Annotated in this window: 23 protein-coding genes; 6 read left to right on the forward strand and 17 right to left on the reverse strand. The window is 65.2% G+C overall.

The features are described 5' to 3' along the window. Positions 1–53: 53 nt before the first annotated feature. The 4 genes from ACFV6X_RS01765 to ACFV6X_RS01780 all read right to left on the reverse strand — a co-directional run bounded on the left by ACFV6X_RS01765 (position 54) and on the right by ACFV6X_RS01780 (position 3,140). Positions 54–1,241: a hypothetical protein gene (locus ACFV6X_RS01765; RefSeq protein ID WP_385376075.1), complete on the reverse strand. Its 1,188-nt coding sequence runs from the start codon at positions 1,239–1,241 to the stop codon at positions 54–56. 662 nt (positions 1,242–1,903) lie between these two features. Further along, positions 1,904–2,197 (reverse strand): hypothetical protein, encoded by a 294-nt coding sequence (locus tag ACFV6X_RS01770; protein ID WP_385376077.1) that lies wholly within the window; start codon positions 2,195–2,197, stop codon positions 1,904–1,906. A 256-nt stretch (positions 2,198–2,453) separates the two neighbouring features. Continuing rightward, positions 2,454–2,732: a hypothetical protein gene (locus tag ACFV6X_RS01775; protein WP_385376080.1), complete on the reverse strand. Its 279-nt coding sequence runs from the start codon at positions 2,730–2,732 to the stop codon at positions 2,454–2,456. 201 nt (positions 2,733–2,933) lie between these two features. Beyond that, positions 2,934–3,140: a hypothetical protein gene (locus ACFV6X_RS01780; RefSeq protein ID WP_385376083.1), complete on the reverse strand. Its 207-nt coding sequence runs from the start codon at positions 3,138–3,140 to the stop codon at positions 2,934–2,936. Between the two features lie 94 nt (positions 3,141–3,234). Between ACFV6X_RS01780 and ACFV6X_RS01785 the strand changes: the two genes are divergently transcribed. Further along, positions 3,235–3,483: a hypothetical protein gene (locus tag ACFV6X_RS01785; RefSeq protein ID WP_385376086.1), complete on the forward strand. Its 249-nt coding sequence runs from the start codon at positions 3,235–3,237 to the stop codon at positions 3,481–3,483. Between the two features lie 178 nt (positions 3,484–3,661). Here the strand turns inward: ACFV6X_RS01785 and ACFV6X_RS01790 are convergent, their stop codons facing one another. Next, a complete protein-coding gene (locus tag ACFV6X_RS01790) occupies positions 3,662–4,594 on the reverse strand; it encodes a hypothetical protein (RefSeq protein WP_385376089.1) in 933 nt (310 codons plus the stop codon). Between the two features lie 286 nt (positions 4,595–4,880). Between ACFV6X_RS01790 and ACFV6X_RS01795 the strand changes: the two genes are divergently transcribed. Then, a complete protein-coding gene (locus tag ACFV6X_RS01795) occupies positions 4,881–5,261 on the forward strand; it encodes a hypothetical protein (RefSeq protein ID WP_385376092.1) in 381 nt (126 codons plus the stop codon). Positions 5,262–5,264: 3 nt separating this feature from the next. On the opposite strand, the gene ACFV6X_RS01800 is transcribed toward ACFV6X_RS01795, so the two are convergent. The 7 genes from ACFV6X_RS01800 to ACFV6X_RS01830 all read right to left on the reverse strand — a co-directional run bounded on the left by ACFV6X_RS01800 (position 5,265) and on the right by ACFV6X_RS01830 (position 12,893). Beyond that, complete coding sequence (locus ACFV6X_RS01800; protein WP_385376095.1) at positions 5,265–5,615, reverse strand: hypothetical protein; 351 nt, start codon at positions 5,613–5,615, stop codon at positions 5,265–5,267. 80 nt (positions 5,616–5,695) lie between these two features. Next, positions 5,696–5,941: a DUF6087 family protein gene (locus ACFV6X_RS01805; RefSeq protein WP_385376098.1), complete on the reverse strand. Its 246-nt coding sequence runs from the start codon at positions 5,939–5,941 to the stop codon at positions 5,696–5,698. A 39-nt stretch (positions 5,942–5,980) separates the two neighbouring features. After that, the gene (locus ACFV6X_RS01810; RefSeq protein WP_385376101.1) at positions 5,981–6,319 is read right to left on the reverse strand and encodes a hypothetical protein; all 339 of its coding nucleotides are present in this window, start codon (positions 6,317–6,319) and stop codon (positions 5,981–5,983) included. Positions 6,320–6,714: 395 nt separating this feature from the next. Then, positions 6,715–7,233, reverse strand: coding sequence for a hypothetical protein (locus tag ACFV6X_RS01815; RefSeq protein WP_385376104.1), 519 nt, complete (start codon positions 7,231–7,233; stop codon positions 6,715–6,717). Between the two features lie 84 nt (positions 7,234–7,317). Beyond that, entirely contained in the window at positions 7,318–8,373 is a 1,056-nt protein-coding gene (locus tag ACFV6X_RS01820; RefSeq protein WP_385376280.1) for an integrase, read from the reverse strand. Positions 8,374–8,790: 417 nt separating this feature from the next. Continuing rightward, entirely contained in the window at positions 8,791–10,098 is a 1,308-nt protein-coding gene (locus ACFV6X_RS01825; protein ID WP_385376107.1) for a hypothetical protein, read from the reverse strand. Then, complete coding sequence (locus ACFV6X_RS01830; RefSeq protein ID WP_385376110.1) at positions 10,095–12,893, reverse strand: hypothetical protein; 2,799 nt, start codon at positions 12,891–12,893, stop codon at positions 10,095–10,097. The genes ACFV6X_RS01825 and ACFV6X_RS01830 overlap by 4 nt, the downstream gene beginning before the upstream one ends. A gap of 574 nt (positions 12,894–13,467) precedes the next feature. Between ACFV6X_RS01830 and ACFV6X_RS01835 the strand changes: the two genes are divergently transcribed. Both ACFV6X_RS01835 and ACFV6X_RS01840 read left to right on the forward strand, forming a co-directional pair. Beyond that, positions 13,468–14,058 (forward strand): hypothetical protein, encoded by a 591-nt coding sequence (locus ACFV6X_RS01835; RefSeq protein WP_385376113.1) that lies wholly within the window; start codon positions 13,468–13,470, stop codon positions 14,056–14,058. A gap of 738 nt (positions 14,059–14,796) precedes the next feature. Further along, positions 14,797–15,474, forward strand: coding sequence for an endonuclease domain-containing protein (locus tag ACFV6X_RS01840; RefSeq protein ID WP_385376115.1), 678 nt, complete (start codon positions 14,797–14,799; stop codon positions 15,472–15,474). 167 nt (positions 15,475–15,641) lie between these two features. Here the strand turns inward: ACFV6X_RS01840 and ACFV6X_RS01845 are convergent, their stop codons facing one another. The 4 genes from ACFV6X_RS01845 to ACFV6X_RS01860 form a co-directional block, all read right to left on the reverse strand. After that, entirely contained in the window at positions 15,642–16,748 is a 1,107-nt protein-coding gene (locus tag ACFV6X_RS01845; RefSeq protein WP_385376118.1) for an AAA family ATPase, read from the reverse strand. Positions 16,749–17,002: 254 nt separating this feature from the next. Beyond that, positions 17,003–17,959, reverse strand: coding sequence for a bifunctional DNA primase/polymerase (locus ACFV6X_RS01850; RefSeq protein WP_385376121.1), 957 nt, complete (start codon positions 17,957–17,959; stop codon positions 17,003–17,005). 73 nt (positions 17,960–18,032) lie between these two features. Beyond that, complete coding sequence (locus ACFV6X_RS01855) at positions 18,033–18,293, reverse strand: hypothetical protein (protein ID WP_385376124.1); 261 nt, start codon at positions 18,291–18,293, stop codon at positions 18,033–18,035. A 231-nt stretch (positions 18,294–18,524) separates the two neighbouring features. After that, positions 18,525–18,848, reverse strand: a complete 324-nt coding sequence (locus tag ACFV6X_RS01860) for a multiprotein-bridging factor 1 family protein (RefSeq protein ID WP_385376127.1) — start codon at positions 18,846–18,848, stop codon at positions 18,525–18,527. Positions 18,849–19,148: 300 nt separating this feature from the next. Here ACFV6X_RS01860 and ACFV6X_RS01865 point away from each other — a divergent pair, with 300 nt between their 5' ends. Beyond that, a complete protein-coding gene (locus ACFV6X_RS01865) occupies positions 19,149–19,928 on the forward strand; it encodes a hypothetical protein (RefSeq protein WP_385376129.1) in 780 nt (259 codons plus the stop codon). Positions 19,929–19,965: 37 nt separating this feature from the next. Here the strand turns inward: ACFV6X_RS01865 and ACFV6X_RS01870 are convergent, their stop codons facing one another. Next, positions 19,966–20,181, reverse strand: coding sequence for a helix-turn-helix transcriptional regulator (locus ACFV6X_RS01870; protein WP_385376132.1), 216 nt, complete (start codon positions 20,179–20,181; stop codon positions 19,966–19,968). A gap of 162 nt (positions 20,182–20,343) precedes the next feature. On the opposite strand from ACFV6X_RS01870, the gene ACFV6X_RS01875 reads away from it, so the two are divergent. Then, positions 20,344–21,618, forward strand: coding sequence for a tyrosine-type recombinase/integrase (locus ACFV6X_RS01875; protein ID WP_385376135.1), 1,275 nt, complete (start codon positions 20,344–20,346; stop codon positions 21,616–21,618). Positions 21,619–21,706: the final 88 nt, after the last annotated feature.

Consider the following 21,706-nt stretch of genomic DNA (forward strand, 5'->3'; position numbering starts at 1 on the left):
GCGCTTCGCTCTAACGGCCCACAGCCTCGGCTGAAGGTTGCACACTCACCGCATCAGAACCGGTCAATCTTTGCGTCCCTACATGAACTACAAAGCGAGAAGCCATCGTTCTCTGCAACAGGGTTCCCGCAACTGTCGCACGAACCAAGGGGGCCGTGCTGCGTCCCGCACTGGAAGCAGAAGTATTCGACATTCCTTCCAGAGGCCATCTCCACGTCGGCCACGAGTGCCTCGTTTTGACACTCCGGGCACGGGGTGACGAGTTCATCGCCGCCGTCTTTCACGTGCGCATAAATGCTGTAGCCTTGCACGTTTTCGACATAGGCGGCTGCCGCGTCTCCCCCATCACGCCAAACCATCTGACAGAATCGGCAGACTGGCTCACCATCCACGAGAAGCGCGTTCTGCATACAAAGCGGACAGCGCACGGTCTCGTCGAGGAGCGGCTTCAGCTCTCCGCTCAACCGGTTCCACCGTGCAGTTAGGAACTTGTTGATGTCGGCGAGCCCTTCGCTGACCGATTCCATCTGACGGTCCAGGTCACGCCGCTTTCGGGGCTTAAGAGCAGGTCGGAGCTGGTCCCGGACGAACACCAAGAGGAAGTCGAGGACGTTCGCTGCGAGCTTCTCCACGGCCGGGGCCGGCACCGTCAGCCCGTAGTGCTGAAGTGCGTTGCGCCACTCAGCAAGTTTCTTCAAGTCCTTGTCAACGGAGCCGTCTATCCCCAGCTCCAGGCCCGCGATGCCTTGCAAACGCTTCAGAGAAGCAGATGTCCCGCAACTCTGAAAGTCTCCATTGTCGAACCTCTCACGCGAGGCGTTTTCAGGCTTCTCGAAGACGAGCGCCCAGTGCTCAAGCTGTAGACGCGCCTTCAGAAGAACCTCGGTAGCAGCCTGAAGATGGAGAACGGCGTACTTGAGATTCCGAGGGCTCGGCTTGTCCGCGAGGTGCTCAGTCACGCTCAGGAGGTAGTCGACACCGTTTTCTACAGGCTGAAAGGTCAGTTCTACGGGACCCCGCTTCCGCTTGATGCGGACGAACCGCCTCCCGGTCTTGGTCGGCTCCGCACCCGACTGCCCCTCATTCCCCTCATGCTCAGCGGCTCCTGAAGGCAAGTCCGAGGGAACCTGGGCGGCGTGGCCAGCATGCGAAGCGACCGGCGCCTCACGGAGTGCCGCGGCTGATTCTGGGTCAACTCCCCCACTCGCTTCCTCGCTGTTGGCGTCGACAGCGTCGGCCACGTTCTTCCTCCCCGCAATCCCTACCCGTGAGCCCCCTCAGAGTACCGACCGCCACCCTCCCCGGGACTGGCATAGCGCAGTAGCGAGTCATCGCCTCCAGCCTGCTGGTTCCCACGTGCATTCGCCCTCGGGCAACTCGTCCTCGTGCCTCCGTTGTGGCGCTGTCCGGTTCCATGGGAGGACCCACCCCCGTCGCTCACGCTCCTGCACGCTCAGGCGGTTGGCCAGGTGATTGACGAGTGCGTTGACGCGTGCGGTGGAGGCGTCCTCGCGGTATCCGCCCCAAGGCTTTTCGGGGTGGCGTCCTTCGCCGGCCGCCCGCAATTGGTCGCGCTCGTTCTCGCGCATCAGTTCGTAGGCTGCCCGCCCACGCCGTGTCTCCCATGCCTTCCGCGGAGCGGTGTCGACCCATGACACCGGCCTTCCTGTCCCGTCCAGTGACACGATCGGATCTACCATCCATGCGGGCGCCGTGGGGCCGTACGGCGCCGAGGGCGAAACCGGGGGTGGCTCCATCAGCGCTCTTTCCGCATACTCCCGTACAGCGCTCACCGGCTCGCATACGGGCTCCCCGAGGCTCTCTTCTACGCTGGGGGCCTCCGCCGCACGGGTCCGGGGAGCAGTGGGGAGACGGCGCTTGCGCCCTTGGTGCAGTCCCATGCTCAGTCCACCACGTCCGGGATGACCTGCGAGGGCTTTGGCGCGGTCGGCGACGACTTGCGTACGACCTGGAACGTCATCATCGACGGGTCCGGGTAGGGCCGCTCCCGCCACCGCGAACGGATGGGCGGTGGCTCCGGCGGACGGGAGAAGTCCACGACAGGGCGCATCGTCCGGCTACCCCGTTCCTTCGCTTCCAGGAGGTCTAGGTATGCGCGCTGCGCCTCGGGCGTGGACACGTCGATAACCGGCTCTGCCTCGGGGCGGCGCCGGTGCAGGATTTTCGTCAGTTTCATGTTCAGCACCTCAGTGGTGTGTGGAGTCGCCCCTCTACTGGCGCTCTCGTAAACCGGTAGCGGTGTCAGAAACACCAGCAGAGGGGACATGCGCGGAATGGGATCGGCCAGGGATCGAGGGGGCAACTGATATGCGCCCGAACAAGGGGTACGTCCGTCTCTCGGCGACGTTCTTGCAGCCCATGGACTCCGGCCGATGGGGTGGCCGTGGCCGCAGCGGGGCACCCCGGAAGACCAGCAGCGGGGGCTTCGTGCGTCATGGGCCCCTCTCGTTGAGCTGCTCCGCAAGTTCGTGCCACGCCGTCCCGCCGCTGGCCGGAACCGTTACGGCGCGCCAGGGTCGGCGCAGACCATCGCGGATGATGCGCAGGGGCGTCCACTCCCGTAGGGGCTCGACGTCGCGACTCAGGCTGCTGCTGGGCAGGCCCACCGCGTCCAGCTCGGTGCCGTCGGACAGGTAGAGGTTGGCGCGGACCGTCCGAACCCATCGGTGCCCGTTGTGCGCCCGCTCGGTGTCGAGAGCACGAAGCAGCACTGTCCCGCTGGTGATCTGCCACCACAGCACTCCGGAAGCCCAGTAACAGCCGCTCGGCGGCTTCGGATAGGCCGAGACACCGGGTGGCGTGCGCGCTCCCGATAGTTCGTACGCTGACGGCGGCCCATACCTCTCACGCAGCGTGCGATACGACGCGGCATACTCCGGCGGCGGCGGAGGGCGGGTGGCGGCGTACACGGCTCACACCACGTCGCTGTAAGCGGACTTCGGCGCGTCTGAGGAAACCGGCCGGCGGGGCATCTCGGCAGCACCCATTCCACGGTCGCGCGTCTTGCTGTTGTGATACCGCTGGATTGCCACTGCGTGTGCCTGACGCCGCAGGTCGGCGAGCGAGGGCGGGAAACAAACGTCGTTGTCGGCAGGGTCGATACGCGTCTGGTCGGTCATGGAAAGCTCCTTGATTCGAAATGGCCCCCTCTTATGGTGCACTGTGATTTTTCGCGGTCGATACTAGGGATAGCACCTATTCAAGGAGGCCCTTATGCGTTGGCGTCTCGGTGACACCAAGGTTGACGTTCAGAAGTCAACGACGCGGCATGAGCCAGGAAATCAGATTCCGCCCATCGTTCACGAGTTGGTGGAACTCGGCGAGGAGGACGGGTTCCGGCCCGGCTGGACCCATTCCGCCGTCGCCATCGAACCCGACATGCAGGGAATCCATCCGGCCGTGCTCGGCTGGCAATTCGAGGACGGTACCGGGCGCTGCCCCGATCCCCTGGTGTATGTCTGAGCCCTCACGCCGTATAGCAGGGGATCGGCGCCGAGGCCTCACTTGCGCCGCCTGCACCCACTGTGATGAGGCTCTCTGAGTTTCCCAACTCGCGCTCAGGCCCTTCCCAGACCGGCTCCCGTTCCCCACCCTGGGACGACCCCGCGCTCCATGTGAGTGTGTGCCCCGGGGGCGGGGGTCAGGCCAAGGGGTCGAGATGGTCAGCGCAAGCGGCCTGGAGGGCGCGCAGCTCCTCGCCCGCCGCGTCGATGGCGTCCGGGGTAACGGGGCCGGACCGAATCGCGGCCAGGATCTTCGTCTCCAGCGCCTGGAGGGTGCTGGCGGGTAGGAATGGCATCCCCACCGGGTATCCAGTGTCGATCCCGGCACGCAAGTCCAGGTGGAGCGCGTCCCAGCTCCTGAGCGCCGCGTCGGTCTTGTCGATGCCGTCGCGCTCGGCCTTGGCCAGGTCGTCGAGGTCCCTGAGCAGGGCTTGTACGTCGGTGTGGGTCTTGGTGCACAACTTGCGCACCCTTGTGTGCGTCTTATGTAGAAGCACGATCGCGCCCGCCGCGAGGGTCAGGCTGGTGGAGATGACCGGAGCCTTGTAAGTGGCGAAGAACTGCTCGCTTATCAGGACCACGGCGACGCCGAGGCCAGCGAGGTTGGACCATATCCGGTCGTGAGTTGCGCGCTCTATACGTTTAGGGAGTTTTTCGATCGGGAAGTTTTCGGGATCTCGCTCCTGGCCGCCAGCGGCCATCGCCAACCATGTACCCAACAGTGCCCACCGGAGCATGGAATACGTCAACCTTTCATCCCCGGGCGACTGCCAGATCTCAGGTCGGTTCCAGTAGGTGAGGATGACGGCGCTGGGGCCCGCGGCCCACAGGAAGGTCTTCACCTTCTCCGAGTCATGCCACCAGCGCGCCGTGAACACCTCGCGCTTCCACCACGGCACGCCGTAGAGCGCCATCGCCAGGCCGAGGACAAAGAGGAGGGTGCCGAGGGCCTTGTTCTCGCCTGCTTTGGAGAGGTTGTTGCCGTAGGTGTTGAGGAGGAGGCCAGCGGGGGCGCACCAGCGCCGTAGGCGGTCGTCGACCTGCTTGCGTATCGTCTGCGTTGTCTGCATGAGGTCTGTGATCGGCTGAACTCCGCGAAGCCAACCGCAATTTGATGAACTTGAGAGATTCGGGAACCGGAACCGGCCGTACCTCTAGCCCCGATCGTTCATGAGTCCTCGTCGGTTCGCTGATGGGGACTCTGTGTTTACGGGGTGCGGAATTTCGTGGGCTGGGTGCAGGACACTACGACGACCTGTGGACCGAGGAACCCTGCCCCGACGAGTACGACTTGGCAGTCTGGCAGGTACCCCGGCCCCCTGCGGGGGACGGGGTACTTCTCGTATGCTCCGGCGCATGCGACGCACCTTCATACTGCTCGCCCTCGCCGCTCTCGCGCTGGCCGGCTGCACCACCGAGGAGGACAAGGCCGCGAGGTACTGGGACGGCTACCGGTTCGGCGAGCAGACGGCGACGGACTACGCGAAGCGCGTCCTCGACACCAACTTCACGTACTGCACGACCGGCGGGGAGGTGGCCGCCCGGCAGGACATGTGCACCCGCCCCGGCGGCTCCGACACCCGGTACCCCGCCTCCGTGGGACAGCGGGAGTGCGCAGACGCGCTCCCTGGCGGCCTGGATGGCGACGAGCGCGACGCATGGAACAAGGGCTGCATCACCGGCATGGCTCTCGGTGTGCCGGACGTCGTGACGTACGGGGCCGATCCTCAGAAGTGATCCTCAGGACAGTCTTGTTGGCTGGCCGGATCGGGCGCCGGACGGCTGCGGCAGGGCGTCTCCTGTCGGCTCTTTTTGGCAGGCGTTCCGGAGACGTTCGTCCATTTCAGCCGTCAGTTCAGTCAGCCGCGCGTACAGCGCCTGTTCTTGCTTGGACAGGCTTCCGGACTTCATCCTCGCCAACAACTCTTCCGTGGCATCGGACAGGACGCCCAGGCAGGTCTGGGCCGCCTCGTTGAAGCCGCGATCGTACACACTGAAGTAATAGGCGCGTGCGCTCTCCTCGGCCCCCTCTTTGGCCACCTCTCGTACTGCGTGGCCGAGCTCGCGCAACATCTGCTTGCCCCTCGACATGCTGCCCCTCCCCTTCCCCGTACTCGACACCGAGCTGCTGAAGGTACCGCCGGTCTGGCCCAGTTGGCGATCACGACCGCTTACGCCCGGCTGGCGACTGCCTGCCTCCGCAGCGGGGCCTTCGCCGAGCGACGCTGATGCGCCGTGACCACCGTCGGGCGCTGGGCCGCCTGCTGGTCCCGCTCCTCCCCCGAGGTCGGCTTTCGCTGTCGGCCCCGGCCCTTGCCCATCGCAGGCCGGTCCCACTCGGCAGGCTTCGCCCGCTCGGGCGGCGGCGGGTACAGAAGGGCCTGGGCGGCGGGCAGGTTCTCGACAACGCCGACCACCTGCCCTCCATGCCGGTCCACTCTTCGATTGCGACTGCCTTACGAAAGGCTCTGGGGGATGCGAGGCCCCATGCTCTTCCAGTCCTTCGGCCGGGCGCTCTTGGGGCGCGTAACCGTCGTGCTCGACTCCGGCTCGGACTCGTACCGCCCGTAGCTGAGATCGACGCGCGGCCAATCCTTGTGCAGGGCGTTGACGACGTCCGTCACGCGGTGCGCAGCGAACGTGGGGCACCCGGCGATGTCGTCATAGGTGAAGAAGCCGGACGGAAACTGCCCGACGAGCGGGGCGGGGTCGGCGTCTACCGGATAGTGCAGACGCGCCGGAACGCCATTCTGGTGATTCGGCACGAAGATGAGGGGCTGCGTCACTGGATTCATGCTTCCAGAATCTCCCCCGAAATTTCGGCGCAGGTAACCGACAGAACGGGAGGCCAAAATTCGGGGGCCGAAGGCACGGACCACCACTAGGGAGAAGTGCATGTATACCGGCAACACCGTCGTGGCGCAGCTCTGCCAGGCTTCACGCCGTTGAGATTCAAGGGTGCTCACAGTATCCGCACCCTGGCCCAGTCGGACTGTGGCGCCCCTTCGGCATGAAATTGCGGACGGGGTAACTAGGTCCACGCATCTTTCAAGCTGGAGCCAGGGAGGATGCACTACCTCGGGAGAATGATTTTCAGGCAGTGTCGTTTCGCGCGACGTCCGTTTCTCTAAAAAATCCTCCCCAAATGGAAACGCCCCCGCTCCGAAAAGCGCGGGCGCTCCGTCCCGCGTCAAGCGGCGAGGGCAGCCGGCCGGTAGCCGCTGAAAATTTCGGTGACCCAGTCCGGTTCGATCACCGCGTGATCCTCGGCGGGGGCATCGACGAGGCGTACCAGGTCCTCCGCCTGCTCGCGCGGCGGGAGTTCGTCGTCCAGGCCGTGCCGTTCGATGATTTCGAGGAGGTCCCCGACTCGGTACTCCTTGAGCCGTCCAGTCTCGATGCTCAGCAACTTGCCCGCGTACACGCCCGGTTGTGCGCGCTTCAATAGGGCGTCGGTGCGGCGCTGGAGGCGAGCCCCAGCGTTGCCGAGGTCCCGCGCCTGCTGACGCAGCAGTACGGCGTGCTCGGTTTCCTCGGCGCTGGGGAGTCCGCGCTTCTTCCAGGCACGGCCGGTGGGCAGACTCGCGGTAGAGGCATCGGCCTCGGCAACGACTTGGGCGGTTTCCTCGGGAGTGGGGGCGTCGTCGAGGGTGTCTGCGTGGCGCAGACGGCGCCGGAGGGCTGTACGCAGGCGTGCGATGATGCTCACGGAGTTCTCCTACTCAATGGATCGGGTGGGGTTCTTGTCTCGCGAGGCCCGGTGTCGTTACCACCGGGCCTCGCTCTTTTCGGGCTACAGGACACCGTGCAGCGCGTTCTCCTCCCATCGGTCGTCGTCTTCGCGGTAACCCGCCATGGCCTTGCTGCCGCGTGCCCAGCCACCTTGCTTCTCGGCCTGGCGGGGGTCGTTGCCTGCGCGTTGGGACTCGGTGACCAGGCCACGGCGCGGGCTGTGTCCGGTCGGACGGATTTCCAACTCGCCCAGCTCGCCGCACTTGGTGATGACGTCGCCGACGGCTTCCGGGGAGAGTCCTGCGCTCATCACCGTGTGCCAGCGGGAATGCAGGCGGCGGTACGCGAACCCGTCGGCCTCGTCCAAGCCGGCCACCTGCTTCCACTTTCGCCAGGCGCGCACGGGGCAGATTGAGGCTCGGGAGCCGTACGGAACGACGACTTCGCGCGGCGCGACCTTGGAGACGCGGATGTCGACGATGAGCCCGCGGTCCTCGGGGTCCTCCTGGATGTCTCGCTCTCGCAGCCACGCCAATTCGTGCTCGCGACCGGCCACCGCGAAGTGCATGGTCATGATGGACAGGTTGCGGATGCCTGCGAGATTGTCGGGCAGGGCGGCGGCGACGCGTTGCATGTGCCGTACGAGCAGAGCCGGAGCCTGTCCCCGCCCGCGTTGCTCCCCCGCCTTCTCCATCTCCTTGACCTTCGCCTTCAGTAGGGCGCGGGCTTCCTCGGCAATATCCGCAGGAAGGGGCAGCTTGTGCTGTCGGCGGCCGGAGACGACGACGCCGGACAGACGGCGGTCGATGGTGTTGGGTGCGAGGAAGGTTCCGGCGGAGCGGCCGGGCTGAATCCAGCACCATTCGACGAAGAGCACCAGGGTTCCAGTGGTCACCGCGAGGACCGGCAGCCCCGCCTCCGTTGCGAACCGTTCCCAGGCACTCCAGTCTGCTTCGTATCCCTTGCGGGTCTTCTCGGGCCGGTTGTCCTCGACGTGTCGAGTAGCCGCTTCGTCGATCTGCGCGAGCTGCGCCCGGACTTCGGGTGAGAACTGCGCGGGCAACATGGGTGCGCCGGTCGCAACTTCTAGATCCGGCAGGATGCGCACTGCATCCATATCCGTCACGTGGTACCCCTTTTCTGAATCTGTCGGATCCTGGACCCCGGATATGTGACGTTATCCGGAGTCCACGGATCCCAACGACACATCAGACCTCACCGGTTGACGCACCCGATGCGGTCGCCCGGCTCCTCCTCATAGCGCCGCCGATTCGACAGCGCGCCCCCTTTAGGCATCGCTCGCTACCGGTGAACTGCCAATCGAGGAAGCACAGGAGGACTGAGCTTCAGGCGACGGGTCGGCGTGCCACTCCGTGCTTCGTGCGCCGCTGCCGTGGGCAGTGCCGTTTCTGTCGCGTCCCGGAGGCCGGCGAACAGACCCACGAATTTTCGCGGGCCGACGCCGAGCACCAGGAGCAGCACGCAAGGGCCAAAACGTTGACGCTCTCGCGGCCCAGGCACACGCCGTCGGCAGCTACCTCACTGGTCGGACGACCGCGAGGGATTCGTGCCACGCGGCCGACCAGAACACCGCCCAGGATGCCGCCGTTGTCCACACCGTTACCCAGGGCCGCGCCCGATGCGGCAAGGCCACTGGTGCCCATTCCAACGCATCCCGGACGGCCGCAGCTTCCCTACTCATCAGCTCCAGTTCCAGCCCGCGCAACTCCGCCAACTCCTGTTCCGCGGCTCGTACGATCCGCTCGGCCTCGGCAACGGCCATTGCCGCCACATCGGCCGCCCACTCCTCGACGTCCCGCCGCAGTTCCGCAGCCTCCCGGCGCAGCTCCTCGAACGGGTCGGCGAGGGCCGGTTCTGGCGCGTCCTGGTGCTGGACATTGACCCGGGCGGCAAGGTCCCTGATGCGGGCGACTGCGCCTCGCTCATCCACCCGAGCGGGAACGGTCAGCGCGTAGACGGCCGGTCCGCAGATGACTGTCCGCGGCTCCTGTTCCGTGTCCGCCGCCGGAGTTTCCGGGGCACGCTCAGCCGGCGAGTCCCCGCCGGAATTCTCTGCTGTGTCGGCAGACTCCGCCTGGCCATGAGCCTCCGGGTACAGCTCTCCCAGGTAGCGGCTGAGGTGCGGCATCCACTCCACGCCCAGCGCCACGCCCAACAGAGCGCACGCCATCACCGGCGCCACCACGTCGCCGAGTTGCTGGCACTGCGCGGTGCGCGACCCTTGTACGGGGTGCGTCGGCGGCATCGTGACCAGCTTTGCCACCTCGGCGATCGTGAACCGGCCGCCCTTCTCTCCGACGTCCACGGACCGGATCTTGCCCGTGACGGCAGGGATGACCCGGCCCATACGGTAGGCGTTCCCACCGGACGTCTTCCGCTCGCCGCGGGTGATGACCTCCCGATCCGCCGGGCGTCGTGTCGCGTCGCTGGCCCACGTCACCAGCTCACGCGAGGTCTCCAGGCTCACCCCGGAGTCACCATCCCGCCGGGCCACGAGAAGCGACCGGACACGGTGCGAGGGAGAACCGTTGTCCGCAGCATCCCGCACCGTCCACTCAGCCATGCCCCACCCGGCGAGCTGGAAGTCCACCCACACCTCACGGCGGATCTCCTCCGGCAGCTTCGACGACTGCTCGACGGCCACCCACTCCAGTGGAGCCCCGCCAAGCTGCAAGCCCAGTGACCAAATTGCCACTTCGAGCATCAGGCCGCCGGTCTTGCCGGTGTAGCCCTCCAGTGCCTCGCGCACCTGCGCCCACGACCGGCCGTCCGGCGAGGCGTACGAGGTGAATGCCCCCGGCACACCGGCAAGCGGGATCACCCCACCGGCCCGGCGTGCGTCCTCGAAAGCCTCACAGAGAATCTCGATGTTCTCCGCCAGGTGCCCAGCCCCTTACCGGCCTGCGTGTAGTCAATGCAGGGGGGTGTCACGATCAGGCCGCGCGTGTAGCGCAGCGCCGGGTGCGTCGGGTCCAGCGTCGTCACGTCAGCCTGAATCGCCGTGCACCCCGCCGCGCGCTGCGTCGCAACGGCGTCCGCGTTGGTGTCGACGCACACCATGTCGACTTCGACACCCAACACACCACGCAGCCCCACGCACGTTCCGCCGCAGCCACAGAACAGGTTGAGCACCCGCGGGGCGTCATCAACCATCGGCGGGTAGAGCCAGCGCGCCGGAAACAGCCCGGCCAACTCCTCGCGCTCCGCTGCGCTCAGGCTGTCCAGCCACTCCGCCAGCGACTCGGCGTCCAGTTCCAGGCCTTCCGGTTGCCGCTCCTCTTGCTCCGGCCGCCACACCTCCGCAGCAGGTACCTCTAGCGCAAGGTCTCGCGTACGAAACTCCTGGCGCCTCTCGGTATCCCCTATCAACACGGCCTGCCACACGCCGTTTATCTGGGCGTGGCAGACCAATTCCCACTCGCCGGGGACCTCGTCCACCGTCACCAGGTCGCCCGCGCTGAATGGAGCCCAAGGGTCTTGCGGCCGCTTCTGTTTGCCGTCCTCGGCCACCAGCTCCGGCTTCTGGTCGGCAGCCTCGACAGCTCCACGCGCCACGGCGTCCGCCAGGATCGCGCGCTTCATGGCCGGACGGGACTTCTCTCCCTGAACGATGCGCTCACCGCTCTCGCGGTGCTCCACGGTGTACGTACCAGCCAGCATCGTGACGGCGTAGACGTGCCCGAGCAGTTCGGTCCGCTCTGCGCCCTTCTTTCCGCTGAACGTTATGTCGCCGACCCTCGGCCCCCTTCCCTTGGCCACCGTCCCGCCAGGCTTCAAGGCCTCGGTCTGCTCCTCGTGCTTCCCCCTCTGCGCGGCCTCCTCCGGCACAGGCTCCCCCGGGATCTGCAGCTTCAGCAGGCCAAGGTGGAAGGCACCGTCACAGACGAAGACCTCACCGACACCCGCGACGTCGACCACCGCCTTGCGGGACTTGCCGCGCCCCCAGGCAAAGCCGGGCTCGCACATGACGCAGTGAACGCGCGTCTCGTCGTGCCAGCGCACGAACCGCAGCAGCTCATCTGACACCGACCGGAAGCCGAAGGACTCGATGTTCGACAGGGCCGCCTCACGTGTCAGCAGCGCCATCGGGCCATGTAGGAACTCGCCGGTGGCGCCGGTGACTTGGAACCACTTCTTCCCGTGCTGGATCAGCCGGAATTCCCAGCCGAAGTGGAACACTCGCTCATATCCGGGCCCGATCTCCTGAACCACCGGTTCCAGCGTCAGCGGCACCGGTCCCACATGCGGCCCGTACGCGGCCGTCAGATCCCGTACTCGCTTCTGCCGTTCCGCGTCCTCACGCGCGAGCATTACGGCCTTCTCGCGCGTCTCCACGCCCTCCCCGCCGTTGGAGTGGAAAAGGCTCGCGGAAGTCTGCGTGATCGGTAGCCGCTTCCACCCCCAGCAGCCGCGCTTTCCGCCCCACGCCTCCGGATTGTCGTGGCCCCACCCGAACACGTCGTACCGGTGTCCGTGGAATTCCACGATCTCCCCGCGCGGCTTGTGGCCGTCCTCTGGCTCGCCGTCCTGGTCGTCGTCGCCCAGCGCCGCCGCAGGCTCCGGCTCCGGCTCCGGCTCCGGCTCCGGCTCCGGCTCCGGCTCCGAGGCAGCATGCTCAGCGAACGCCCACTGGGCCCACTCCTCGGACTGCCAACCCTTGACCGTCAGCCACGCCCGGAACGAGGCAAGGAAGTCGCCGCCGGTGTGGTTGTCCTCGCACCACTCCTCGAACCCACGCGCCGGGACCTGGTGACCGGCCCCTTCCTTTTCCTCGGCCCACGCCTCCGCCTCACGGAAGATCCGCGTACGCCGCGCGTCCTCCTTGCAGTCTTCGGCGTACCGCTGCTCTTCCTCGTCGAACGACGGAGCATCCAGCTCTCGGGCCGCAATGCCGGTCTCTGCCTCAACGTGCAGCGCGCACATCAGACGGCCGGACACCTTGTACAGGCGCACGCCGTACGACTCGCATCGGTCGTCCCACCCTTCCGCATCGGGCATGTGGCAGTCCCCCACCATGTCCGGCACCGGAACCACCGGCAACGCCCGGTTGCGCACAGACAGCGGCACCACTTCCTGAAGCGTCATCTGACCCGTGGCGTACCGCTCCGAATATCCCGGCATCCAGTATTCGGAGAAATCCGGTCCGTCCTCCCAATCAACGAGGTCGTAGTTACGCGTCACGTTCGCCTTGGTCACGTATTCGCGCCCGTTGGTAATCGCGGTGTCATACGCGCCCCATCCGCCGAACCGAGCATCGAACGTGCCAGTCACGGCGTGCTCGTGGCAGACCTTTCCCCTCTCCGGGTCGCACAATTCACATTCAACCTCGACGGCCGGTGTCTCCGCCAGAAACTCGCCCGCTCCCTTAAGCGTGAGTTCAGGAATCACACCTTCGGATTCCTTGGCGTTGAAGCGACCGTTCGTCCAGTGCAGCTCAAACGTGGATTCCCCGCCGGTCTCGTCAGTCACGGCGTACAGGTCGAGGACGAACGCGCCATCCTCCCAACGTTCCTCGGCACTCCACCCCTGTTCAGCAGCCAGTTTGGCCAACTTCGAGGCGGATGCCGGAACTCTGCATTTTTCGGCATGCGAAATAGCCGCGCGTGCGGTGCTCACTCCGGAAATCCCCTGTCTCTACTCTCGCCGGGCTACCCGGGGTCGAATCCGGGCGCGCGTTTTCGCGCTAGAAGCAGTCTAGGAAAAATCTCCGCAGGATACCAGCGAAATACGCGCCAGAGAAAGGTAATTCGCGTGACAAAAAACACGGTCCACGGATTGAGAATCCACGCCCACAGGTTGCTTTTCGCGAGATATCGAGAATTGCGAAACAAATCCACGAAGGGGGAAATAAGGGACCCCCCACCCTTAAGTGATAATTCTAGATAAATGGGGGCCTGATGCTTCTAATGAGAATGCCCTGTCTCGGAGCAGGCAGTGTCCTGCGTGGGAGCAGTGACCTTCCCGATGTTACGCTAAATGCGTCTCCGTCTCGCCGGGGACACCAGCGCCGCCGGGGTCGAACCTCTTCACGAGGCCGGCGGCGCCTCTTCATTCCCGCCTCGCGTCGATGCATCAGCTCTCCGGCTACGCCGTGAGGCGAACGAGAGTCCAGTCGCGAAAAATCCGATCCCCACCGCCGTCAACCCCGTACTCTGGCCTGTTCTATTGATGGAGCGGAGGGAGTGCAGGCATGGGTGAGACCGTGACGGAGTGGCGACCGACTGAGCATGGGGCGAACATCGGCCACACGTCTGCCTGGATGGCACATCGGAAGGTCGCGCTCGACATCCACCGGATGCTCACCGAGGACAACTCGGATCACGCAATCCTTGACGCCCCCTACGTCGTGATGGCCCTTCGGCACGTGCTCCGAGGCGTCGAAATGGTCCGTACGCACCTCAAAACTGGGGAGGCGAAGCAGTTGCTGACCGAGGCGTTGGCCGACTTCGACAAAGCTGTCCCGGGCGGCAAGAAGGCGCGGGACGTGATCGAGCACTTCGACGAGTACGCCATGGGAGTCGGACGCCTTCAGCAGCCGCTAGTTCCGCCCAAGAACAGGAAGCCGGACGACGCTTTGTCCGAACAGTTCAACCGCGGACTCAGCTGGAAGGTCGTCGACGACGAACGCAGACCCCTCTACGCCGTAGGCCCGTACGAAATTGACCTTGTGCTGGCTGAGGACGCCGCCTTCCGGCTGGTGACCGACGCGTACGAGGCACTGCGCCTGGATGAAGGTAACCCCGTCCCTCGTGGGTGGACGTACGAAGTGCAGCGGGGGTAGCGCGGAGAGCGGGAGTCCGGCGCCGTGGCAGGCGCGGCCGGGGATGAAGGGAAAGGCAGCACTGGGGCAGCACGGTGGGCACAATGAGCAGCGTGGGGGATCTTCTATTGGCTCTTATCGCCGCCGGTTCAGCCCTTGCGGGCAGTGCCTTGACCGGCTGGTTCACCGTTCTTGCGGGACGCCGACAGGCAGCTGCCGCGCGCTATGCCGGAGACGAGCAGGCGCTTGCTGTGCTAACTACCGTGCAACAGACGCTAGACGAGCAACGAGTCGCCCGGCTTCAGGACGCGCGTCGGCAGGCGTACGCCCAATTCCTTGGGCGAGCCGAAGCAGTGGAACAGATGACCCGGACCTCCGTCCGAGATCCTGAACTCACCTCCCTGCTACGCGTGCTGCAGCTGGAGGGGCCTCAAGAGGTCTATGCGGAGGCGGTGTCAATGCATGACGCCTTGCAACGTCCTGTCAGGGAACGTCGTATCTACGGTGAGGCGAGGGCACGGTTTCTCGTAGCCGCTCGGGCGGCTATTCACGGCAACGTGGTGTTGCCGCCTGGGCCTGGCCACTAGGCAGACGTTAACGTCCTCGCGTTTTTCACCGAGCCTGCCTCACTTCCTCCGTCGCCCAATCTGTGTGGCAGTTGGCCCTAGAAGATCCGGAGCCGGCGGCGGCTGGCGAAGCTCTGACGCTTTCTGAAGTCCGCCGCACCCCGCTGTCAGACCTACGTGCAAGGCTGCGGGGATGACCTCAATCCGTACCCCGGCGCCGGTCTGTGGGCGCCGTCGTCGTGCCCCGATCACAGATCGCGAGGAGCACCAGTGGTGTCAGAACGTCGCTCTGTGGGAGGGAGCCGGGTGCGACCTGCACCTCACGGATGACGAGCACCAAGCAGTGCTCGACGGGCGCTTGCTCAACATCTCTAGTTCGGCGGCGCGCGAGCGCGCGGAACGCCGCACGCAGTCACTGCGTGCGGCGGCACGTCCGCCAGCATGCGCTTCGTGGAAGCCGTCGCTGGCCGTGGCGGTGACCTCCGTAGATCCGGTCGACGCGATCAGTGTCTTCCAGAACGGCCGCTGTGCGGGGTGCGGCGCAGAGAAGACGGCGAGTGGGCTGCGCCTGGACCACTGCCACGAGACCGACCTTGTGCGCGGCTTCCTGTGCCAGCCGTGTAACCGGATGGCGGACACCGCGCCGCCTAGGCATCCGCGTTGGATGCCGTACCGGCTGCGTCCTCCGGCGGTCATACTCGGCGTGACGACGTGGTACCCGCATGGCAAGGCGGGCCGCAAGAACCTGCACCCCTTCCCAGAGGTTGCGGCGCGGCAGCTCGCGGAATTCGCCTCGCGCAAGCTGGCGGGTGAGGCCCCTTCAATCCCCCCGCCTCGGCGGCTGGGGCCGCTTATCACCCGGCAGCTGTAACGATCGAGCGGCGGCTCATTCCAGGTCTCGGGGGCGAGCCGCCGGGCCGACAGCTTCGGTCCTCACCCTCGCGCTGATCTTCGGCACCGAGCGGATCAGGCGACTGGGTAAGCCGCGCACAACCGAAGGGAGCGAATAGTGCGAAGGGAACAACACGGGCACCCTGCTCACTTCCGCGCTCCTCCCTTCATGGAAATCACGTTCATCGCCTGATCTGGTGTCTCTTCGTCCCCTTGGTCCTCGGCAACCGGCTCGGCGAGATGCCACACCCAACCGCTGGCAAACGCACCTTGCGTCTTGCCGGACTTGATACCGGCGCGGCGCTTGGCTCGCTTCAGCTGGTCGACCGACGCGCCGATCTTCCTCGCGATGGCCGGCAGCTCGCTGGACGGGATTTCACGGAACTCGCCTGTTCCATGCTCCAGGAGGTACTCATGCAGGACGCTGGCGAGGTCAGTCGACTCCTCGCGTTCCGCTGCCGTCTGGCGTGGCGCTGTCAGCGCATCGTCAGCCGACACGTCCGACTCGCCGTCGACCACGACAAGGCCAACATTCACCGGTAGACCGTCGTCGGCGTCCACAAGCACCGACTCGAAGTGATAGGCCATGTCCGGCGCAAGCTGCGGAGCGTAACTGTTCTTCTTCTGGCTGACGACATAGGCGTTCTCGTCGACCTCGGCGAAGACGAATCCGACACGGGCGCAGTCGCTGTACGAGTGGGCGCCGGACATGCGAGCGGTGGCGTCCTCACCGTGACGGCGGTTGAGGTGCATAACGCTGATCAGAGTGGATTCGGTGCGCTCGACTACGGGTTGGAAGGAGTCGAAGACGGTGCGGATGGCCTGCGGATCGTTGTGCTTGACACTCGGGCCAAGGCAGGACATGACAGGGTCCAGCAGCACGAAACTGATCTCGTTCTCGGCCAGGAACTCCTCCAACGATTCGGCATCGTAGGGGAACTGCGGTACAAGGTCGTCGCGCTCCGGGGTACGAGCAGCGATCTTGAACACACGGTCGAGGTCCGCGTTCGCGGCGATCAGTCGCGGCTTCACGATGTGCTCGTACGAGTCCTCTGCGCAGAACACAGCGGCGTTCCTTGCCTCACCCTCGAAAGTGCCTGGCAGCTCGCCCCGGGTGAGGCGCGCCACTACATGCTGGAGGAAGTAGGTGGTCTTGCCGATGCCGCCGGGTCCCGCGACGTACCCGGCTTCCCCGAGGGGGATGATCGGATGGCCGTTCTCCTCCCACAGCCACGTTTTGCGCAGCGTCCGCAAGGTACTGAACCTGACACCGTAGATCTGACGGAGGACAGCCGGCCTTCCCCCTCCTGCCGTCCTTTCTGAAGAGTGCGCCGAAGAGTGCAGGTCCCCGACTGCCGCTCCCTTCGCACCCTTCGCTCCCTTCATGTCTCCTTCTTCGCGGGAGCGGGGCGGTACGCCCGCGTCACTCGCGATCTGCTGGGCGCGCTGGCGGAGTTCATCGTCGACTCCTTCGGGGACTGCGCTCCATCCCGCCGTCGTGTAGGCGTTCACGCTGCCGCCCCCATGTGGTCACGGCCCCACCGCAGGGCACGGCGGACGTAGTCACGCGCATCGCGCTCATCCAGACCAACGTCAACGCCCGCCGCCGCGAGGGCTTGCCGTGCCTGTGTCTCGTCGTAGTAGCCCGCAGCGATGTCCTCAGCGGCCCGGCAGGCTGCCCAATGCAGGCGGCCGTGACGGCTCTCGGTCTCCATGTCCACGGTGAGAACCTGCAATACCAAGCGCCACAAATCACCGCCGTACTCTGCACGGGCCGCCGTGCCAGCATCCGCACGGATGAGCCCGGAGTTGGGCATCGGCGAGGCCCGTAGCGCCCCCTCCAGCCACGCAGGGAGTTGGGCTACCGGCCTCTTCCAGTCCGACGCTTCGTAGATGCGTCCGGACTGGTGGCGGGAACCCGGCGCAATGACGTAGCCGCCCGCACCCCGGACGTCGATCCCACGTCCTCTCAGTTGTCCCAGGCCATTGCCCAGCCGCTCCTCTGGCGCCGAGAAATAGAAGTGAGTGCCCTTTCCTGTCTCCGTACGGAACGTGTTGGGGATCTCTTCACCGGCTTCGGAGGCGTATGTCTCCAGGGCTCCCGGGACGTCTTCGTCGATAACGACAAGAGCAGAAGGACCACAGGCGACCGCGATATTGCGCAGGCCCGTCATCTGGGACCCGAGTGTGACCAGGGAGTTGGTCGCCAGTTCCTTCCAGCGTCCAGCCGGATGCTTGCCTCGCTGCTTTGCGTCGCACGACCTTCCGCAAGCGCATCGCGTCGAGTCGGGATGGTCGCACGCGAAAACGTGGAAGCCGCGCTCCAGCAACCGCTCGGCCGCGTCGAGGATCCGGTGGCGCTCATCCCCACTTGCAGCTACCTGAAGTGGATCTTCCGGCCGGACAGCGATTCCAGAGTTCACGTCAGTTTGACGAGTTTTCACGTCGCGTTGGTAAGCTGTCATTGGTGATTAACTCCTGTCCCCTCTGGCTGGATGGATGGGGTAGAGGAGCCCCGGTGTGGCGACCGGGGCTTTCTCACTTCTGCGTCGCGCTGTGCCGCCGAGGCGGCATCTTGTGGGGCAGCGGGCTCCACTGGTGGCCATGGCGGTTGAGCCGGACGAAGTACCCGGCCGTCCACCCACCGATCGGTAGTCCTGCGAGTTGCTTGATGTGGTGCACCAGGTGCACCCGCCGCACACCGATCTCCTCCACTTGGCCGTCCTCACCGAACGCCCGCACCCGCACGTCAAGGCGGATGCGCTTGCCTGCGACTTGCCCCAGGCGTTGCAAAGCCACCAGGCGTCCCTCGTACAACCCCGGCCGGAACAGGGGAACTTCTGGGCCGCCCCAGAGAGGGAGCGCCCCAGGGCGCGCAGTCAGGCGGGCAACTATCTGCGCCGTGGTCAGCGCGTCGAATTTTGCGCCCACAATTTCGGGGATGCCACTGGGATCTGACACGCGAAGCACTCCGCATCTTCTGCTCTTGGCCTTCGCCGGCCGGGGGTTTGGGTTTGGGTGGTGGGAAGTTCAGGCCGCGACCGGAGCGCACTCGATGGCGTGCGGGCTGCAAGTCGATCGGTGATCGGCATCCAACTCCGTCTCCCGGTGCGCTTCGTCGAGTTGCGCAAGAGCACTGAGAACAGGGTCAGTCGGGTCCGGCTCGTAGAGGACGGCTGCGCTGATGCCAAGCGCCCGCGCGAGGAGACCTACGGCATAGTCGGGCGGTACAACGCGCCCGGATTCGTAGGTGTTGACGGCGTTCCTTTTCCCAGTGCGAGTGGCGAGTTCACGCTGAGTCAGTCCGGCCTGAATACGTGCCGCTGTTAGGCGGGCGGGGCTGAACTTGGGCATATCTTGGCTCCCGATTCAGTCGATGGAGTCGGACCACTTGAAGCGAATCACACTGGATTTTCTGTGCGTTAATATCTGATCTCCAGAGTCTCGATCGTGTCGCGCGACTCTCGAACCTCTCGGATTCCCTCCTCCTCGCGCGGCCAGTGCGGCATCACCGCGAGACCTACTGACTGACCTTGATCAAGCGCCATCGTGTAGTGCTGGAACGACGGCAAAGCGATGTTTCTCGGCCAAAACCGCAGGTGCACATCCGTTGTCCACTGCTCGGTGTCGCATCGACGGCGTACAGTCGGCCAAGTGCGCTACAAGCAGAAGGTGTTGCCACCAGCCTCAGGAACGTTCGCCAATGAAAGCGAACTAGCCGCGTTCGTGCTCGCCAAGATGGACCAGTGGTTCCACATCGAGGAGCAGGTTCAAGGGCGTTACTGGACGGGTGAGCAAACGCGAATAGATGCTGTACTGAAGCCCCGCGATCCCGATCCGTGGTTCGACAAGGATCCAGCGTTCGGCGTCGAGTTCAAAAATCTCGCCCCCAACTCCAGCGTGAGTGACCGTTACGGATGGGTGGCGCAAGCAGTGGGATACACCCATTGCGAATGGGAGGGTTACGGAAGGCTGGGAATCTTCTTGTGCCCGTCTCCTCTATCTCCGATCCTGGCCCGTGTCGAAGACATCCCAGTCGAGCGTCAGAGACGGATCAGCCCCGACATGTTGGAAGAGGAACGGCAGCGTGTTCGCGAATACGGGCGACGGTTCGGCAAGGAATATTCTGTGGAATACGTCGAACGGGAAGCTCTGCTCGCTCACAAGCGCCGACTCGGTGAGCTGACCTATGAGGACTTCACGGCGCGGGCTGACGGATACACAGACGCCGACGCACGGCAGCGGGAACTTGACCTTCGAGTTGCGATGGAGCTGACCCATCTTCTTGGGCAGCTAAATGTCGGAGAGCTCATGCCCTATGAGGGCGATGGGTGGATGCTCACCAGGTCCGGCGACAGGTTGTGGAGCGAGCGCAGAGGCGCGTCCCGCATCCCTTACAGCCTGCGCCCCAGGATCGGATCGCAAAGGCGCTAACGCCAACGGGGGCCGCACACCCGCGTCGAGGGCAGTGTCATGGCACCTGCCGCTTCTGCTCGGCCCACCACGCTTCGACGTCCTCCCAGTCGTACCGGAGGTACTTCCCCGTGCGGACGCCCTGCGGGCCCGTCTTCGCGTACCGCCATTTATAGAGAGTTTCTACGTTAACTCGTAGATACGCTGCGACCTCCTCCGCCGTCGCCTTGGCGCGCGGAGGTTCGCTGCGTGCTCCTGGACGCTTCGAGGCCATGGGGCTCTCCGTCTCCTGCTGATCGTTTCCCACTTCAGCCGACGGTAGAGAGCGGCAATTTTCCCCACAAGGGATCAATTTTTCATTCGCTCATATGGCGGCCGTATCACCTCATGTACCGCCAATACCATCAAGGCCGCCCGACGTTGAGGAGTTGCCTGCATGCCGTACGACCGTTGGCACAAGTCGCGCCCGAAGGCCGGAGAGCCGGTCTGCAAGGAACACGGCAAGGCTCCGACGAGGGATCACGGGGTCGGGAAGCGGTGGCAAGCGCGGTGGCGGGACCCGGAGGGCGTCCAGCAGACCGAGCTGTTCGCGAAGGAAGTCGACGCCAAGAAGCACGAGACGAAAATGCGGGCCGGCGTCGATGACGGGACCTACATCAACCCCAAGGCCGGGGAGATCCGGGTGAGCGAGCTGGTCACCCTGTGGCTCGGCGGCCAGACCTTCGACAATCCGCGTACGTACCAGCGTTACGAACAGCGGATACGGCTTCACGTCGTCCCCACACCTCTGGGGAAGATGCGGGTCAAGGACGTGTCAGCCTCGGCCCTGCGGGACTGGCTCAGGGGGCGACGCGATTTGCTGGAGGACTCAACCTTGCGGTTGGTCTTCAACAACCTTCAGTCGGCCTTTGACCTGGCGGTGGACGACGAACTGATCCGGAAAAACCCGTGCCATCTGCGTGCGGTGCAGGCCGTCAAGCCGAAGCGCGGCGGATCAGGCCCCAAGGAACTGGCGCTGAAGTGGGACGACACCGACAAGATCCGTGTCGAGCTGCCGGAGCGGTACAAGGCGCTCGTCGACTGCGGGCGAGGACTCGGGATGCGCCAAGGGGAGATCTTCGGTCTCAGCCCCGATGACATCGACTGGGAGCACCCCGACGGGCCGATGGTCCACATTCAGCGGCAGGTGGCGCACGACGGGCCTGTACTGGTCTTCGACAGACCCAAGGGCGGGGATGACGACGACCCCAAGGACCGCTGGGTTGAGCTGGACGACCCGGTAGCCCAGGCACTCAAGGAGCACATGGAGAAGTTCCCGCCGGTCGAAGTGACACGGCCTCACCGCACCAGGGACAGCGAGCCGGTAACGGTGCGGTTGATCTTCTACACCCGGGAGAAGACCGCCATCCAATCGAACTGGTTCAACAGCTACGTATGGAAGCCCGCACTCGCCGCGGTCGGGCTCATCGCCCCACTGGACCCCACGGCGAAGGGTCGCCGGTGGGAGAAGTCGCACGACAAGATGATGCATGCTCTCCGGCACCTGTACGCGTCCATGATGATCAACGGCGGAGTGGACGTGTACACGCTCGCGGACAGGCTAGGACACTCCGATCCGGCGTTTACTCTCCGTAAGTATGTCCACCGCGTCGCGGGCGCCGGGTCGAAGGTCCGTCAGGCGGTCAAGGGCATGTATGCGAAGGCTGCTTGACCTTGATCAACCCGCCTTGTGCAACATTTGTGCAAGATGATCTTCAGGCGGCGCCGTCCATGCAGGTCAAGACCATAGTGGTGGAGTT

Source organism: Streptomyces sp. NPDC059861, from assembly GCF_042731435.1.
Taxonomy (GTDB): Bacteria; Actinomycetota; Actinomycetes; order Streptomycetales; family Streptomycetaceae; genus Streptomyces.